At 45.5% G+C, this 15,983-nt stretch carries 18 protein-coding genes and 1 pseudogene; 4 read left to right on the top strand and 15 right to left on the bottom strand.

Annotated elements, in window-relative coordinates:
* The 10 genes and pseudogenes from tuf to fkpA all read right to left on the bottom strand — a co-directional run.
* The coding region (gene tuf, locus L1D11_RS09855; RefSeq protein WP_239862395.1) for an elongation factor Tu at positions 1–854 on the bottom strand (854 nt) is incomplete at its 3' end.
* 1 nt (position 855) lies between these two features.
* Positions 856–1,104: pseudogene (locus L1D11_RS09860) on the bottom strand (GTP-binding protein); the annotation flags it as partial.
* Positions 1,105–1,251: 147 nt separating this feature from the next.
* Positions 1,252–3,348, bottom strand: coding sequence for an elongation factor G (gene fusA, locus L1D11_RS09865; protein ID WP_239832416.1), 2,097 nt, complete (start codon positions 3,346–3,348; stop codon positions 1,252–1,254).
* A gap of 143 nt (positions 3,349–3,491) precedes the next feature.
* Positions 3,492–3,962 carry a 30S ribosomal protein S7 gene (gene rpsG / locus L1D11_RS09870; protein WP_004737195.1) on the bottom strand — a complete coding sequence of 157 codons (471 nt, stop codon included), beginning with the start codon at positions 3,960–3,962 and terminating at the stop codon, positions 3,492–3,494.
* A gap of 107 nt (positions 3,963–4,069) precedes the next feature.
* The gene (rpsL, locus tag L1D11_RS09875) at positions 4,070–4,444 is read right to left on the bottom strand and encodes a 30S ribosomal protein S12 (protein ID WP_004737194.1); all 375 of its coding nucleotides are present in this window, start codon (positions 4,442–4,444) and stop codon (positions 4,070–4,072) included.
* 182 nt (positions 4,445–4,626) lie between these two features.
* Complete coding sequence (gene tusB, locus L1D11_RS09880) at positions 4,627–4,902, bottom strand: sulfurtransferase complex subunit TusB (RefSeq protein ID WP_239832415.1); 276 nt, start codon at positions 4,900–4,902, stop codon at positions 4,627–4,629.
* Between the two features lie 8 nt (positions 4,903–4,910).
* On the bottom strand, positions 4,911–5,267 hold the full coding sequence (gene tusC, locus L1D11_RS09885) for a sulfurtransferase complex subunit TusC (RefSeq protein WP_239832414.1): 357 nt from the start codon (positions 5,265–5,267) through the stop codon (positions 4,911–4,913).
* Positions 5,264–5,653 carry a sulfurtransferase complex subunit TusD gene (gene tusD / locus L1D11_RS09890; protein ID WP_239832413.1) on the bottom strand — a complete coding sequence of 130 codons (390 nt, stop codon included), beginning with the start codon at positions 5,651–5,653 and terminating at the stop codon, positions 5,264–5,266. Before tusD ends, tusC begins: the two co-directional genes overlap by 4 nt.
* Positions 5,647–6,372, bottom strand: coding sequence for a transcriptional regulator (locus L1D11_RS09895; RefSeq protein WP_004729851.1), 726 nt, complete (start codon positions 6,370–6,372; stop codon positions 5,647–5,649). Before L1D11_RS09895 ends, tusD begins: the two co-directional genes overlap by 7 nt.
* A gap of 205 nt (positions 6,373–6,577) precedes the next feature.
* The gene (gene fkpA, locus L1D11_RS09900; RefSeq protein WP_076656808.1) at positions 6,578–7,354 is read right to left on the bottom strand and encodes an FKBP-type peptidyl-prolyl cis-trans isomerase; all 777 of its coding nucleotides are present in this window, start codon (positions 7,352–7,354) and stop codon (positions 6,578–6,580) included.
* A 131-nt stretch (positions 7,355–7,485) separates the two neighbouring features.
* Here fkpA and L1D11_RS09905 point away from each other — a divergent pair, with 131 nt between their 5' ends.
* Both L1D11_RS09905 and L1D11_RS09910 read left to right on the top strand, forming a co-directional pair.
* Positions 7,486–8,463: a hypothetical protein gene (locus L1D11_RS09905; RefSeq protein ID WP_239832418.1), complete on the top strand. Its 978-nt coding sequence runs from the start codon at positions 7,486–7,488 to the stop codon at positions 8,461–8,463.
* A gap of 5 nt (positions 8,464–8,468) precedes the next feature.
* Positions 8,469–8,696: a SlyX family protein gene (locus tag L1D11_RS09910; protein ID WP_004737187.1), complete on the top strand. Its 228-nt coding sequence runs from the start codon at positions 8,469–8,471 to the stop codon at positions 8,694–8,696.
* 115 nt (positions 8,697–8,811) lie between these two features.
* On the opposite strand, the gene L1D11_RS09915 is transcribed toward L1D11_RS09910, so the two are convergent.
* The 5 genes from L1D11_RS09915 to kefG form a co-directional block, all read right to left on the bottom strand.
* Complete coding sequence (locus L1D11_RS09915; RefSeq protein WP_239832412.1) at positions 8,812–9,753, bottom strand: isoaspartyl peptidase/L-asparaginase; 942 nt, start codon at positions 9,751–9,753, stop codon at positions 8,812–8,814.
* Positions 9,754–9,955: 202 nt separating this feature from the next.
* Complete coding sequence (slyD, locus tag L1D11_RS09920) at positions 9,956–10,546, bottom strand: peptidylprolyl isomerase (protein ID WP_076656805.1); 591 nt, start codon at positions 10,544–10,546, stop codon at positions 9,956–9,958.
* 94 nt (positions 10,547–10,640) lie between these two features.
* Entirely contained in the window at positions 10,641–10,841 is a 201-nt protein-coding gene (locus L1D11_RS09925) for a YheV family putative zinc ribbon protein (RefSeq protein WP_029235422.1), read from the bottom strand.
* 157 nt (positions 10,842–10,998) lie between these two features.
* The gene (kefB, locus tag L1D11_RS09930) at positions 10,999–12,795 is read right to left on the bottom strand and encodes a glutathione-regulated potassium-efflux system protein KefB (protein ID WP_239832411.1); all 1,797 of its coding nucleotides are present in this window, start codon (positions 12,793–12,795) and stop codon (positions 10,999–11,001) included.
* On the bottom strand, positions 12,782–13,366 hold the full coding sequence (kefG, locus tag L1D11_RS09935) for a glutathione-regulated potassium-efflux system ancillary protein KefG (RefSeq protein WP_239832410.1): 585 nt from the start codon (positions 13,364–13,366) through the stop codon (positions 12,782–12,784). Before kefG ends, kefB begins: the two co-directional genes overlap by 14 nt.
* A 171-nt stretch (positions 13,367–13,537) precedes the next feature.
* Here kefG and L1D11_RS09940 point away from each other — a divergent pair, with 171 nt between their 5' ends.
* Positions 13,538–15,460 (top strand): ABC transporter ATP-binding protein, encoded by a 1,923-nt coding sequence (locus L1D11_RS09940; RefSeq protein WP_239832409.1) that lies wholly within the window; start codon positions 13,538–13,540, stop codon positions 15,458–15,460.
* A complete protein-coding gene (locus tag L1D11_RS09945) occupies positions 15,457–15,927 on the top strand; it encodes a TIGR02444 family protein (RefSeq protein WP_239832408.1) in 471 nt (156 codons plus the stop codon). The genes L1D11_RS09940 and L1D11_RS09945 overlap by 4 nt, the downstream gene beginning before the upstream one ends.
* The last annotated feature ends 56 nt before the right edge of the window (positions 15,928–15,983 follow it).

The following is a 15,983-nucleotide window of genomic DNA, read 5'->3' on the forward strand; positions in this document are numbered from 1 at the left end:
TCACGCTTAGTACCACGTAGTAGTGCACCAACGTTCTCACCTGCACGACCTTCGTCAAGCAGCTTACGGAACATTTCAACACCAGTACAAGTAGTAAGAGTAGTCTCTTTGATACCAACGATTTCTACTTCGTCACCTACACGTAGGATACCACGCTCGATACGACCAGTTACAACAGTACCACGACCTTGGATCGAGAATACGTCTTCGATTGGTAGTAGGAACGGTTGATCAACTGCACGCTCTGGCTCAGGGATGTAAGAATCTAGTGCTTCTGCAAGCTCAATGATCTTGTCTTCCCACTGCTTCTCGCCATTTAGTGCGCCAAGTGCAGAACCTTGGATAACTGGTAGGTCATCACCTGGGAAGTCGTACTCAGAAAGAAGTTCACGAACTTCCATTTCTACTAGCTCAAGTAGCTCTTCGTCATCAACCATGTCACATTTGTTCATGAATACGATGATGTAAGGGATACCAACTTGACGACCAAGTAGGATGTGCTCACGAGTTTGAGGCATTGGGCCATCAGTCGCAGCAACAACTAGGATACCACCGTCCATTTGCGCAGCACCAGTGATCATGTTTTTAACATAATCCGCGTGTCCTGGGCAGTCTACGTGTGCGTAGTGGCGTGATGGAGTGTCGTACTCAACGTGAGAAGTAGCGATTGTGATACCGCGCTCACGCTCTTCTGGAGCGTTATCGATAGATGCGAAATCTTTAGCAACACCACCGTACACTTTTGCAAGTGTAGTACAGATAGCAGCAGTTAGAGTTGTTTTACCGTGGTCAACGTGGCCGATAGTACCAACGTTTACGTGCGGTTTCGTACGTTCAAATTTTTCTTTAGACANCTGGGCAGTCTACGTGTGCGTAGTGGCGTGATGGAGTGTCGTACTCAACGTGAGAAGTAGCGATTGTGATACCGCGCTCACGCTCTTCTGGAGCGTTATCGATAGATGCGAAATCTTTAGCAACACCACCGTACACTTTTGCAAGTGTAGTACAGATAGCAGCAGTTAGAGTTGTTTTACCGTGGTCAACGTGGCCGATAGTACCAACGTTTACGTGCGGTTTCGTACGTTCAAATTTTTCTTTAGACACAATCGTGTTCCTTCCTAGTTATGATTCGCCACGTTCATTATTGAGCGAGACGCGCCAGAAATTGCTATTTTATGCGCCAACTCCCGTTAGCGCAATATTTGGACGCATTAGATCTTTCAAAAAATGAAAAAAATGCCTTCCTTTTGTTTAACCACGCTCTGCAATGATTGCTTTTGCAACATTGTTAGGCACTTCAGCGTACTCACTAAACTCCATAGAGTAAGAAGCACGACCTTGTGTCGCAGAACGTAAATCAGTTGAGTAACCGAACATGACAGACAACGGAACTTGTGCACGAATTATCTTCAGGCCAGCTGTCCCCTCGTCCATACCTTCGATGATGCCGCGACGACGGTTAATATCGCCAACAACGTCACCCATCCAGTCTTCTGGAGTAGTCACTTCAACTTTCATCATAGGCTCAAGCAGAACTGGTTGCGCTTCAAGTGCACCTGTTCTGAAAGCCATAGAGGCAGCGATTGTAAACGCCATCTCACTTGAATCTGTTTCATGGTAAGAACCATCATATAGTGTAGCTTTGATATCCAGAACTGGATAGCCAGCAAGCACACCATTGTTCATCTGCTCTTCAACGCCTTTAGCTACTGAAGCAATAAACTCTTTTGGTACTGTGCCATCGGCAATTTCATCCACGAAGACAAAGCCTTCACCAACTTCTGATGGCTCCAGTTTCAGCCATACATGACCGTACTGACCTTTACCACCGTGTTCACGGATAAATTTACCTTCCGCTTTCGCTGTACCACGAATTGTTTCACGGTAAGCCACTTGCGGGTTACCAACGTTGCAGTTCACGCTAAATTCGCGCTTCATACGGTCAACGATGATATCTAAGTGTAATTCACCCATACCAGAAATCAGTGTCTGGCCTGTTTCGTCATCCATATCGACGCGGAACGATGGGTCTTCTGCTGCTAATTTACTTAGCGCGATAGTCATTTTATCTTGATCGGCTTGTGAGCTTGGCTCTACAACGATCTGAATAACTGGGTCTGGGAACTCCATGCGCTCTAGAACAATCTTATGGTTCTGGTCACACAAAGTTTCACCAGTGGTCACATCTTTTAGGCCGATAATAGCCGCGATGTCACCTGCTCGTACTTCTTTTACTTCTTCACGCTTATTTGAGTGCATTTGTACAATGCGACCTAAACGTTCACGTTGTTTCTTCACAGAGTTGTAAGCTGTTTTACCGCTTTCAATAACACCAGAGTAAACACGGATGAAAGTTAGAGTACCAACGAATGGGTCTGTTGCGATCTTGAATGCTAGCGCTGAGAACGGTTCTTTGTCGTCCGCGTGACGCTCTGCTTCATTCTCGTCTTCATCGATGCCCTTAATTGCAGGAACATCAACTGGAGAAGGAAGGAAATCAACCACTGCATCTAGAACAGCTTGTACACCTTTGTTTTTGAATGCACTACCACAAGTTGCTAGTACGATTTCATTGTTAAGGGTACGAGTACGAAGACCTTGTTTGATTTCAGCTTCTGTCAGTTCACCTTCTTCAAGGTACTTATCCATTAGCTCTTCAGAAGCTTCTGCCGCTGCTTCAACAAGTTCTGTACGATATTCTTCAGCCATTTCTTGCATGTCTGCTGGAATGTCTTCGTACGTAAAAGTCATGCCCTGGTCAGCTTCGTTCCAGTTGATTGCCTTCATCTTGATTAGATCGACAACACCTTGGAAGTTTTCTTCAGCACCAATGTTCAGTTGAATCGGAACAGGAGTCGCGCCTAGGCGGTCCTTGATCTGCTCGATAACGCGCAAGAAGTCTGCGCCAGTACGGTCCATTTTGTTAACGAAAACCATACGAGGAACTTGGTACTTATCAGCTTGACGCCAAACTGTCTCTGATTGAGGCTCAACACCAGATGAACCACAGAACACAACAACGGCACCATCAAGTACACGTAGAGAACGTTCTACTTCGATAGTGAAGTCAACGTGTCCAGGAGTGTCGATGATGTTGATACGGTGATCTGGGAATTGCGCTTCCATACCACGCCAAAACGTAGTGGTTGCTGCTGAAGTGATCGTAATACCGCGCTCTTGCTCTTGCTCCATCCAGTCCATGGTTGCTGCACCATCGTGAACTTCGCCGATTTTGTGAGAAAGACCGGTATAGAACAGAATACGTTCACTTGTGGTTGTTTTACCTGCATCTACGTGAGCAACGATACCAATGTTACGGTACTGCTCAATAGGAGTTTTACGAGCCACGGTTGAATCCTCTTATTAGAGACTTAGGGACTATTGCTATACCTAGGATTAAAAATTGCCAGCCCTAGAAATAGCAATAGTTCCTAGCATAAGCATAGGAACTAAAGAAGTGCTGCAAGGAACCTTGCAGCACTAAAAAGGTATTACCAACGGTAATGTGCGAACGCTTTGTTTGCGTCAGCCATGCGGTGAACGTCTTCACGTTTCTTAACCGCAGTACCTTTGTTCTCAGACGCGTCTAGCATTTCAGCAGCTAGGCGTTGAGCCATAGATTTTTCACCACGCTTACGCGCAGCTTCAACTACCCAACGCATAGCAAGAGCGTTACGGCGAACCGGACGAACTTCTACAGGTACTTGGTAAGTTGAACCACCTACACGGCGAGATTTAACTTCTACCGCTGGGCGAACATTTTCAAGAGCTTCTTCAAATACAGCTAAGTGGTCTTTACCAGACTTCTCAGCCATTGCATCTAGTGCAGTGTAAACAATTTTCTCTGCAGTAGATTTCTTTCCGTCAACCATTAGGATGTTAACGAATTTTGCCAGCAGTTCAGATTTGAACTTTGGATCTGGAAGGATCTTACGCTGACCTATTACGCGACGACGTGGCATGGATATTCTCCGTTGTCTTCTTCAGGTTTTTTCCAAAACTTTTCAGAATAATAAATAAAATAGTGTTTGGCCTTACTTAACGATTTCTTTTTAAAAAAGAGAATCAATTAAGACTTAGGACGTTTCACACCGTACTTAGAACGACCTTGTTTACGGTCGTTAACGCCAGCACAGTCAAGTGCGCCGCGAACAGTGTGGTAACGAACACCCGGAAGGTCTTTTACACGACCGCCACGGATTAGTACAACACTGTGCTCTTGTAGGTTGTGTCCTTCACCGCCGATGTACGAAGTTACTTCGAAACCGTTAGTTAGACGTACACGACATACTTTACGTAGTGCCGAGTTAGGTTTTTTAGGTGTAGTAGTGTAAACACGAGTACATACACCACGTTTTTGTGGGCACGCTTCTAGTGCAGGCACGTTGCTTTTAACAACTTGCTTTACACGAGGTTTGCGAACCAACTGGTTAATAGTTGCCATTAACTAGCTCCTGAAATTTACTTGAAAGTAAGCTTTGTGAAAAATCTATCCCTAACTACATGTCGCAATTAGGGACGCAAAATTCTATTCAGCAGTGGGATGTGTGTCAAGAAATATACAGATCTTTTTTAGCCGTCTGGAGCTCAGGATGGTCTAGTTTTGACCAAACCGATAGAGCATAGCTACCAAGTGACTGATTTGTCGTTTAAAACTGTCAATTCAACAAAGCCATCAAAGCCTACTTGTGTGATGACTTCAGAGGCCAGTTTTTGTAGGCCGCGACTCTTTAGATCGGGTTTTAATACTGACACATACTCAACTGCACTGATTTGAGTGAATAACTCATGATTTGGAAGGCAAACATACACTGCATCTTCAACTAACAAGAACTGATCTTGTGGTTGAGAGTAGATAAGTGCAAGCTTGAGTTTATCCGCTGTTTTAACAATATGAAGCATAGCGATTCCTAGAAAGTCAGTATCTGTTGGCACTGAGCTAACGTCTGCGCTAACTCATCGACTTCAGCGACGGTAACATCAATCAACAAGTCATCAGCTGAAAGGCCAAACTGATTCAGGCTTCGCTGACATACGTAAACCTGTTCGATGTCGTACAAATCCATCAGCTTAAACGCCGAAATGTAGTCACGTGAAAGTGTCTGTTCAGGCTGTTGTGCTTTAAGAAGCTGAGTCACACCATCGCCGACAAAAAATACCACGATGTCTTCACTATAAGCCGACGCAGCTAATAATGCGTCTAACCCTTCCCTACCCGCAGCGGTAGTATGCGGAAAGCTATTAAATACAAAAGCTAATTTTCTCAAAACTGTACCACTCTGTCTTGCGTGAGTAGCGCTTCGGATAGGCTACCTAAACCAGCCTGTGTGAATCCAGAAGCTAAGTTAGAGCCACTAAGCTGATGCTGCTCTGCTTCTTCAGAGCTGATTATGCCACGTCTTAGTGCCGCCGCAACACAGGTCTCAAGACTCACATTATGTTCATTTGCCAATTCCTGCCAAGCAGCAGCCAAATCAAACTCATCATTAGCAGGCACAGTAAGGTCAGAACCGTTACTTACGCCGTCTTGATAAAAGAATACACTGTGGAGTTTGTGGCCCTGTTGAAGCAGAGCCACGGCAAACTGGTAAGCACTTCTTGCTGACTGTGAACCATAGAGAGGCTCATTAACTAGGAGTGTATAGCTTAACAACCCTCTTCATCCTCTGTTTTACGCTGACGGATATATAGGTACACGGTGTGCTTAGAAATATTCAATCGCTCAGCAACACGGTTAATCGCATCTTTGATATCGAAAATACCTTTGTCGTACAACTCCATCACGATTTGACGGTTCTTGGTATTGTTCGATACTGACTTATCTGCATTGATCTCTTCAATGGTGCGCTCAACTGTTTGGTCAACAAGCTCTTCAACGTCACTGGCGAAGTTAACCGATGATGCAGCTTCGTCTGCATCTTGTGTCGGCATGAAAGATTGCAGCACTTGTGAGAAAGGCGCATCCAGGTTCACGTTAATACACAGCAGACCTATCACTCGGTCTTCACCGTTGCGGATAGCAACAGTAATCGACTTCATCAATACTCCGCCTTTAGCGCGAGTGAAGTATGAACGTGAGAAGTTGCGCTTAGAACCTTCAATATCTTTTAGCATCTTCAATGCAAGATCGGTGATCGGCGAACCAACCTGACGACCTGTATTTTCTCCGTTGGCAATTTTAATCGCAGAAGTATTGAGGTCTTCTAAAGAGTGCAAAACGATTTCACAAAACGGGCCAATAAGGCTCGCGATGCCATCAACAACGGCCTCATAAGATCTTAGAATGATTTTATCGTGTTCACTGAATGGCATAACGTGGACTGATTCCATTTCAAGTAACACATCTGCATTGACTGTTTCTGTAGTAGTCACTTATTCCTTACCTTCGTGTGAAAAATCAACAAATTTATGTAAGTTTATCAGAAAATTTTAATTGCACACCTAGCTAACATTGCAACTAGTGATTTAGAACAAGTTTAAAAATCAAATACTCACCTTCAAATCATAAAAAAAGCCTAACTTAAAGTTAGGCTTTTCATTCAATCAACGTATTTTAGTACGAGGCTTTTAACCGATATTACTGTGCAGGTGCAGCTTCAGCGTTATCGATGTTTAGTAGTTCTACTTCGAATACTAGCGTTGAGTTAGCTGGAATAGTCGGTGTGTCTTGCTCACCGTATGCTAGCTCTGGCGGGATAACGAACTTGTACTTAGAACCAACTTGCATCAGTTGTACGCCTTCAGTCCAGCCTGGGATTACGCGGTTTAGTGGGAATGTTGCTGGTTCGCCACGATCGTAAGAGCTATCGAACTGAGTGCCGTCTGTTAGCGTGCCTTTGTAGTGTACTTGAACGGTATCAGTGTCTTTTGGAGACGCGCCTTCACCAGCTGTCATTACTTGGTAAAGTAGACCAGATTCAGTCTGTTTTACGCCTTCAGTTTTAGCGAACTCAGCGCGGAAGTCATCACCCGCTTTTTTCACTGCTGCTGATTTTTCAGCCGCTTGTGCTTGCATCGTTTCTGCAACACGCTTATCTAGAGCTTCAAGAGCTGCGCGAGTTTCTTCTTCGTTCAGTGCAGTTTTCTCTGCGAATACATCTTCAATACCTTGAAGAACCATATCTTTGTCTAGGTTAATACCTAGCTCGCTTGGCTTATCAATGCTTGTGCTTAGGTAGTTAGCGAAAGATACACCGATTGCGTATGCCGCTTTGTCATCTTCTGTTTTAAAGTTTACTGCTTCAACTTTAACTTCTTCTACCTGTGGAGCTTCTGCCTTTGGTTCTTCTTTCTGACAACCAACTGCTAGCATAACCGTTGCGGCAAGCAGTGATACTTTTAAAACTGATTTCATTGAATTCTCCAATTAATGGCCAAGCCATTGGTTATTGTGCACAAATCTAATGATTAGATTGGTGTGAATACGTTAGTTATAACAATATACTAGTCATATGTCTTTCGACACAAACCGGATTATTAGATGTGATGCGAATATTTTTCCACTCATTGCTATGTACAATTGTCATCACCTTGTTAAATGGATGTTTTTTCTTCCAAGATGATGAGCAGCGTTGGGATATTGAGCCCAATGGTGCCACCAGCTTTGCCCTTAGCAGAGATGGACGCTTCGCCCTGCTCTACTCTCAGCAAAAACACCTACTACTTTGGGACCTTGCCGAAAACAAAGAGCTAGCTCAACTCGGCCCACAAGATCAATTAGAAAACCAAGTATCGCGTATCCGTATCTCGGACAATGGCCGCTTTGCCATTACCGCAAGCCAGATGAACTTCGCCGTTTGGGACCTATCTTGGACACAAGCTGAAGGGCTATGGTCTATCTCCGATGGCTTAATTCGCGATGTCGATATATCTAGCAATGGTGAAAAAGTATTGCTTGGCCTTTCTAATGGTAAAGCCATCTATGTGGACTTAGTCACCGGACGCCGTCTGGAGTTCCTCGCTCACCGAGAAAAAGTTAATTCCGTGTCCCTTTCTTCCAATGGTCACTACGCATTATCAGGTGGCAACGACTATAAAGCCTACCTGTGGGATACCGAGTCGGGCTTGGTGCTGCGCACTTTTGAGCATGAACAAAGAGTAGTACGAGTAGCGCTACAACGTGATGGTGAACTGGCTTTTACCTCTGATGGCGGCAATCAAGCGATGATCTGGGACCTTGAAACAGGTGAGCCTCAGGCACAACTACAAAGCTGGTCTCGACAATTGATTTTCTCGAGTGCTCGTTTTTCTGATGACGGCAGTATGTTGGTGACGGGCACGCCATCCAGCCAAGTGAGTGTGTGGAATACTCAAGATGGCAAACGAATTTCTCGCCACGATGCTGAGCCACTAAAAGATGCTCGCCCTCCTCGCGCGGTAGTGTATGATGCAGCCTTTGATGATAAGAGCCGTGTGATATCGGGCACCTCTGCGGGCATAGCCCAAGCTTGGAATGTGGATTAAGAACGATGACAGAAAAGCGAGTTGAACAACTAGAAAGCCGCGTGAATGACTTAGAATGTCAGCTAGCTTTCCAAGAGCAAACCATTGAAGAACTCAATGAAGCGCTTAGCCAACAACAGATGTTGATCACTAAGATGCAAGACCAAATGAAATATGTAGTGGGTAAAGTGAAGAACATTGATGGTTCGAACTTAGCTGACGCATCTGAAGAGACGCCACCACCACATTACTAATGTGCGTTGACAATGAGCTGCGGCTTGTTGGTCTGGTTGAAAAACAAAAGGCGACAGAGAATATCTGTCGCCTTTTGTGTATCTGATTGGGAATTTGAGTTAAACCGGAGCTTGGCTAGTCATCGGCATAGATCTTAACTTCCACTCGTCCTTCAGTATCAACGCTAGCGCGGTACATGCCGGAACTGTTCATACCAAAATGAATATCACCTTGGCCATCAATCGCTATCAAACCACCTTCGCCGCCCATGGTTTTCAATTCACCTTGGATGATATGTTCACATGCAGTATGAACGTCTTCTTTAAGATAACGCATGCGCGCAGCCACATCACTGGCAACCATTTTTCTTAAGAAGAACTCACCCATGCCTGTGGTAGAAACCGCAACATTACCATTCTCAGCAATAGTGCCCGCACCAATGATTGGTGAATCACCGACTCGGCCATACTTCTTGTTTGTCACACCACCAGTACTGGTCGCTGCCGCCAAGTTGCCCGCTTGGTCTAATGCCACAGCGCCAACCGTGCCGTATTTTTTGTCATCATGGTATTTCGCTTCAGACAGAGCAAATATGCCTTTCTCTTTCATCGATTGAAGCTGGTCGTAACGGCGCTCAGTGAAGAAGTAGTCTTGCTCGGTAAAGGTATAGCCATGTTCAAAGGCAAACTTCTCGGCCCCTTCTCCAATCAACAATACATGATCGCTCTTCAGCATCACATCGCGAGCTAATTCGATCGGGTTTTTAATGTGGCGAACACCAGCAATGGCACCCGCATCCATTTCACGACCGTGCATCACAGACGCATCCATCTCAACAAACTCATCATGCGTAAGAACGGAGCCCTTACCCGCATTGAAGTGCGGGCTGTCTTCCATCACTTTAACCGATGTCACCACCGCATCCAAAGCATCGCCACCCGACTGCAATACTTGATAGCCAGCCAAAACCGACTTTTCCAAAGCCTCGGTAATGCCCGCTTTTAGCTCATCACTCATTTGCTCTCGCAAGATGGTGCCAGCACCACCATGAATAGCAATTGAAAAAGGTTGCGACATGTAAACTCTCCACTGACGTCTTCTATAATGCTGTGCTATCAATACCACATCCATGATTCGATGTCTGATAACGAAAACCAAACTTTTTGCGAATACATATAGCCGTAAACGAAAAGCCAAATCAAAAGGCTTGGTGCCAATACGAAAAAAGCCTCCATTATGGAGGCTTTCAAGATTCTTAATCTAAACCGTTAATTCGGAATTAGTGAGAACCACAGCTACCGCCGCCGCAGCAGCCGTCTTTTTTCTCTTCACCGTGGTCATGGCCTTCGCCACCGCAGCAACCGCCTTCGTGATCATGGTCGTGACCGTGACCGCCGCAGCCGCCTTCTTGATGTACATGACCGTGTTGAACTTCTTCTTCAGTCGCTTCACGAACTGCTACAACTTCAACATCAAACGTTAGCGTTTGACCAGCTAGCATGTGATTGCCGTCTACCACAACTTCGTCGCCATCGACTTCAGTTACTTCTACAGGAATTGGACCTTGGTCAGTGTCCGCTAGGAAGCGCATGCCAACTTCGATTTGCTCAACACCTTGGAATACGTCTGCAGGAACACGTTGCACTAATGCGTCATTGTGCTCACCGTAAGCGTCTTCTGGAGTAACCGTTGCAGAGAACTTGTCGCCAGCTACTTTGCCTTCAAGCTCTTTTTCAAGACCTGTAATTAGGTTGTTGTGACCGTGAAGGTAATCTAGTGGAGCTTCTGCAGTTGATTGGTCAACTACTACGCCATCTTCAAGTTTCACTTGATATGCAACACTAACCACTACGTTCTTTTCAATTTTCATGAGAGCTCCAAGGAGGTTTGGACTAAGCTCGAACAGTTGAGCTTAGGAAAAATTCTGTACCTGGATATTATGGGGATCAATTAACGAAACTCAATCATTCTGGCTTAAAAATACCGATCATTTCTTGATTCGCGTGTTCAGATTTCTCTACAGTTTTCGGTTTACGCTGTTCTGTGAAGTCACAATCGACACATTCCACCAGCTCGATATTATTTTCAATCCACCAACGGAGTGTGTCTTGAGTGTTGCAACTTGGGCAGCTTGCCCCTGCGATAAAGCGTTTTTTCTGTTTCACGTTTCATATCCTTTACTACTCTGGATTCGCAGTTCTTCCACTCTAAATCTATTTAAGAAGAAGCAAAGACCACGTTTATTATTAGATTGGTTCTCTAGACTGTTATTTCTTAGCTCAAGCTATATCTCTAAACTCAAGCATGAGTTATCACTTCAGGCTACTGCCAATAGTTTCGAGACTGGTGATCGTTTTCCATCTCGTGTCCAAAAATCTCTTCAAGCTCTTTACGAGCCTCTTTCGCTCTTTGGGCCAACTCGGCATCTTCGTTATGCTGAGGTAGTAACTCTTTGAGCATACCATTATCCAACTTTCTAAAGTGTGCTTCTGCTCGCTTCGCTTTATACGGATGCATACCAAGTTCAATCAATGTTTGACTACCTAAATCCAGTGCACCAAGGAAGGTTTCACGAGAGTAGTTACTCACACCGTGGTTAAGTAATTGATACGCTTCAACACGGCTTCGAGCACGCGCTAAAATCTTTAAGCGCGGGAAGTGTTGCTTACATAAATCGACGGTTTTCATGATTTCATCAGGGGAGTCAGTACACAGCACAATCGCCTCTGCTTTATCAGCACCGGCTGCGCGTAACAGCTCTAGGTGAGTCGAGTCTCCGTAAAATACTTTGTAGCCAAACTTTCTTAGGATGTGGATTTGGCTAGCGTCACTTTCCAAAATTGTAATACGGATCTTATTAGCATACATCAGACGCCCAATGATCTGACCAAAACGACCAAAACCAGCAATGATCACTCGAGGGCTACGATCAACCACATCCGAAGACATCGCATTCTCACTGATTTGATTCAATTGGCGAGCAAAGAACTTGTCTTGCAGCTTAAGCATTAATGGTGTGGTCACCATTGATAAACTCACAACTACTAGCAGAAGCGATACTTGCTCACCACTCAAGATGCCTTGTGCACTTGCCGCCGTGAAGATAACGAAAGCGAATTCACCGCCTTGGCTAAGAATCATCGCCATGCGGCTACGTGCTTTGGCTTGAGTACCAAACATTCGAGCAAGAGCGTACAAAACCAAACCCTTTAGTACGACTAACGCTAGAACAGCGATCAATATTGCAAAAGGGCTTTCGGCCAATAACCCCAAGTTAACGGCCATACCGACTGAGATGAAGAACAGGCCAAGTAACAGTCCTTTGAATGGATCAATCGCGATTTCCAACTCATGTCGGTATTCACTTTCCGCTAGAAGTACGCCAGCTAGGAAAGTACCCAATGCCATCGACAAGCCGATCTGCTGCATGATAACGGCAATGCCAACCACCAGCAGTAAAGCAGCAACGGTGAACAACTCACGCACACCACTCATTACCACATAGCGAAAAAGAGGCCTCAACAAGAAGTGACCGCCCACCAGTAAACCAATCACGCCACCTAGCATCCACAACATGTCTGCCCAGCTGCCGCCTGTGTTACCTGCAAGCAGTGGCAACATCGCCAACATAGGGATCACGGCAATATCTTGGAAAAGTAGTACTGCAAAACCTGACTGGCCTGCTTCCTTACCACCAAGCTCTCGCTCTTCAATAACCCTTAAAGCGATCGCGGTCGAAGATAGGGCTAAACCCATCCCTATTACTAGGCTCGTTTGCCACGTTAATCCAAACATACAGGCGATAGCGGTGATCATCAGAGTGGTTATCAATACTTGTGCGCCACCTAGCCCAAGAATGGGCGCTCGCATCTGCCACAGTTTTTTAGGGTTAAGCTCTAAACCAATCAGGAAGAGCAGCAGCACCACCCCGAATTCGGCAAAGTGCAAAATCGCTTCTACATCGCTGATTAAACCGAGCCCCCATGGGCCAATTGCCACACCAGCTAATAGATAGCCCAATACCGAGCCTAAACCGGCGCGCTGTGCGATAGGCACTGCAACCACTGCTGCAGCTAAGAATATAACGCTACTTTGCAAAAAATCATTAGTCAGAGCCATCGTTCGCTCCTATATCTAGTAGCGGGTCTCGCAACCAGTTTCGATAAGCCTCTGCGTGTTGATAACGAGTCATGTCTGAGACATTTCGTGCCCAGTGTAAAACCAAAGGTGGTATCCAATTCATCTGACACAAAGCGGCTGTAAGTTCGAAAGGTTGTAAAATCTCTTGTAATGGATATTTATTATAGCCTGCTGCTCCAAACGCCTCTTCTTTACCACCCGTAGTGATAACACTGCGCCAGTGTTTACCTTTCAGTGCACTTTGCTCACCAAACGCAAAACCTTTACCTAAGACTCGGTCAAACCACTCTTTTAGCAATGAAGGACAGGAATACATAAACAGAGGGTGTTGGAACACAATCACATCATATTCAAGGAGCAGAGAGTGCTCATACGGCACATCGATAAAGAAGTCAGGATAGATGGCATAGAGATCATGAATTTTGACATGCCCGAGCGACTCTATTTTCTTAACCATCATCTGATTGGCAATAGAGGTTTCTGGCTCTGGGTGCGCGTAGATAACCAATACTTTGGGCACTACTTTGTCTGTCGAGGGAGTATTACTCATTCCTTTGAAGCATTCCTTTTAAGGCTAAACGGTGGCAAGGCCACAAGAATTTAAGCAAAAGTTATTAATATGTTATTGGCATCATAACGCAAATTGCATTGTGATCGACTTTTATCTGGTTTCAGCCTACTATGCAGGCGTCTGTTCACCTCTAATTTCTATGCTATTTCTATGATTACTTTCTCTGATATTCAATTGCTACGCGGCGGTAAGCCCCTCCTCGACCAAGCATCTGCGACTCTTCACCCTGGCGACAAGATTGGCTTGGTAGGTAAAAACGGCTGTGGTAAATCGACGCTGTTCGCTTTAATTAAAGACGAACTATCGATTGATGCAGGTTCATTCAGCAAACCTGCTCATTGGGAAATGGCGTGGGTTGCTCAAGAAACCCCAGCCTTAGAAAGAACAGCGATTGAATATGTGATTGATGGTGACCGTGAATATCGTGGCCTTGAAGATCAGCTGCAAAAAGCTGAGTTAGCCGACAACGGCACACTAGTCGCAGAGATTCACGGCAAGATAGAAACCATTGGTGGTTACAGCATTAAGGCTCGCGCTGCCGAACTGCTAGACGGCCTAGGATTTAGCCAAGAACAAATGACGTGGAACCTGACCCAATTCTCAGGTGGTTGGCGTATGCGTCTGAACCTAGCGCAAGCCCTACTGTGCCGCAGTGACTTACTGCTGCTCGATGAGCCAACCAACCACTTGGACTTAGATGCGGTAATGTGGCTAGAGCGCTGGCTACAAAGCTACCCTGGTACACTGATTCTTATCTCGCACGATAGAGACTTCTTAGACCCTATCGTCAACCGCATCGTGCACTTAGAAAACCAAAAGTTAAATGAGTACACAGGTAACTACTCATCGTTTGAGAATCAACGAGCGCAAAAGCTGATTCTGCAACAGGCGATGTATCAGAAGCAGCAAAAACAGATGGCTCACATGCAGAGCTACATCGACCGTTTTCGTTATAAAGCTTCAAAGGCTCGCCAAGCGCAAAGCCGTATTAAAGCGCTAGAGAAAATGGAACAAGTACTGCCTGCTCAGTTTGATAACCCATTCAGCTTTGAGTTCAGAGAGCCAGACGCGCTACCAAACCCTATCATGATGATGGACGAGGTCTCTGCTGGCTACGATGACAAATTAATCCTAGAGAAGATTCGCCTTAACCTTGTACCGGGCAGCCGTATCGGTCTGCTGGGTCGAAATGGCGCAGGTAAATCGACCCTTATCAAGCTGCTTTCTGGCGAACTGAAACAGCAAGGTGGCGAGCTGAGCTACTCACAAGGCGTCAAGATTGGTTATTTCGCACAGCATCAACTAGAAACGCTGCACCCAGAAGAGACACCACTGCAACACATGATGCAGATTGCGCCTAAGCACACCGAACAACAGCTGCGTGATTATCTAGGTAGCTTTGGCTTCCAAGGCGAGAAGGCACTGGATAAAGTCGCTCCTTTCTCCGGAGGAGAGAAAGCTCGTTTAGTATTGGCACTGCTGGTATGGCAAAAACCGAACCTGTTGCTACTCGATGAACCAACCAACCACTTGGATCTCGACATGCGTCAGGCGCTGACATTTGCTCTACAAACATTTGAAGGCGCGATGGTTATTGTATCGCACGACCGTTACCTACTTCGTGCAACCACTGATGACCTGTACCTTGTACACGACCGCCAAGTTGCACCGTTTGACGGTGACCTGAACGATTACTACAAGTGGCTCACCGAACAGCAAAAAGTAGAACGCAAAGAAGCACAAGCGCAGGCTCCAGCGAAAGATGGCGCCAACAGTGCAGCTGCGAAAAAAGAGCAAAAGCGTAAAGAAGCGGAGTTCCGTAAGTTAACCGCACCAATCCGTAAAAAGCTGACTCAATTTGAAAAGCAGATGGATAAACTGACGCTTGCTCTTGAAGAAGCCGAGCAACAATTATCCGACACTTCACTGTATGAAGCTGAAAATAAGGCTAAACTGAATGAAGTACTCGCCCTACAAGCGAGCAGCAAGTCACAACTTGAAGAAGTTGAAATGGATTGGATGTCCACTCAAGAAGAGCTTGAGCAGATGGAACAGGATATGGATAGCTTATGAGCCCAAAGCACGCCCCAATATCACTAACACTGGAACGACTATGGCAGTTTAGCCTTCAGTATTACAGTGTGCGCGGTGTTAAAGATGCGTGCTTAGCTTTGCAAAACCAGTTCCACGGCAACGTCAATCTACTGCTGCTCCTCAAATGGCTTGACGAGCAGCAAGTGTCTTTTGCAGAAGAAGAGTGGCACAAAGTACAGCAGTGCTTAAGCCGCTCTGAAACCCTACTTCATAGTTATCGAGAGTTACGCAAGCACCTTAAAGAGCATGTTGTCGACTCTCTCTACCGTGAAGCCTTACAGTTTGAACTGCAACTTGAGAAGCAACAGCAATCCGACCTTGTCGACTGTATTAACTCGCTGCAACTGTTCACTAATCAACAAGCGCCACTGGCCCTGCAATATTGTCGTCTACTCGGGGGAGAAAACCTCTATAACGCATTTTCTGAACCCGCCCCTCAGCCTTAACTTGTTTTCTTTCTCTTTTGAGTTATTCCGGTACAAGCTTACTCTCGTATTGATAT

Source organism: Vibrio sp. Isolate32, assembly GCF_022397955.1.
GTDB lineage: Bacteria > Pseudomonadota > Gammaproteobacteria > Enterobacterales > Vibrionaceae > Vibrio.

Bases quoted from the DNA above. Each gene is read 5' to 3' on its own strand.
- L1D11_RS09905 (WP_239832418.1), top strand. From the start codon at position 7,486: ATGCGAATATTTTTCCACTCATTGCTATGTACAATTGTCATCACCTTG.
- L1D11_RS09940 (WP_239832409.1), top strand. From the start codon at position 13,538: ATGATTACTTTCTCTGATATTCAATTGCTACGCGGCGGTAAGCCCCTC.
- fkpA (WP_076656808.1), bottom strand. From the start codon at position 7,354: ATGAAATCAGTTTTAAAAGTATCACTGCTTGCCGCAACGGTTATGCTA.
- slyD (WP_076656805.1), bottom strand. From the start codon at position 10,546: ATGAAAATTGAAAAGAACGTAGTGGTTAGTGTTGCATATCAAGTGAAA.
- rpsL (WP_004737194.1), bottom strand. From the start codon at position 4,444: ATGGCAACTATTAACCAGTTGGTTCGCAAACCTCGTGTAAAGCAAGTT.
- rpsG (WP_004737195.1), bottom strand. From the start codon at position 3,962: ATGCCACGTCGTCGCGTAATAGGTCAGCGTAAGATCCTTCCAGATCCA.
- L1D11_RS09945 (WP_239832408.1), top strand. From the start codon at position 15,457: ATGAGCCCAAAGCACGCCCCAATATCACTAACACTGGAACGACTATGG.
- L1D11_RS09915 (WP_239832412.1), bottom strand. From the start codon at position 9,753: ATGTCGCAACCTTTTTCAATTGCTATTCATGGTGGTGCTGGCACCATC.
- L1D11_RS09910 (WP_004737187.1), top strand. From the start codon at position 8,469: ATGACAGAAAAGCGAGTTGAACAACTAGAAAGCCGCGTGAATGACTTA.
- tusB (WP_239832415.1), bottom strand. From the start codon at position 4,902: ATGCTTCATATTGTTAAAACAGCGGATAAACTCAAGCTTGCACTTATC.
- kefB (WP_239832411.1), bottom strand. From the start codon at position 12,795: ATGGCTCTGACTAATGATTTTTTGCAAAGTAGCGTTATATTCTTAGCT.
- kefG (WP_239832410.1), bottom strand. From the start codon at position 13,366: ATGAGTAATACTCCCTCGACAGACAAAGTAGTGCCCAAAGTATTGGTT.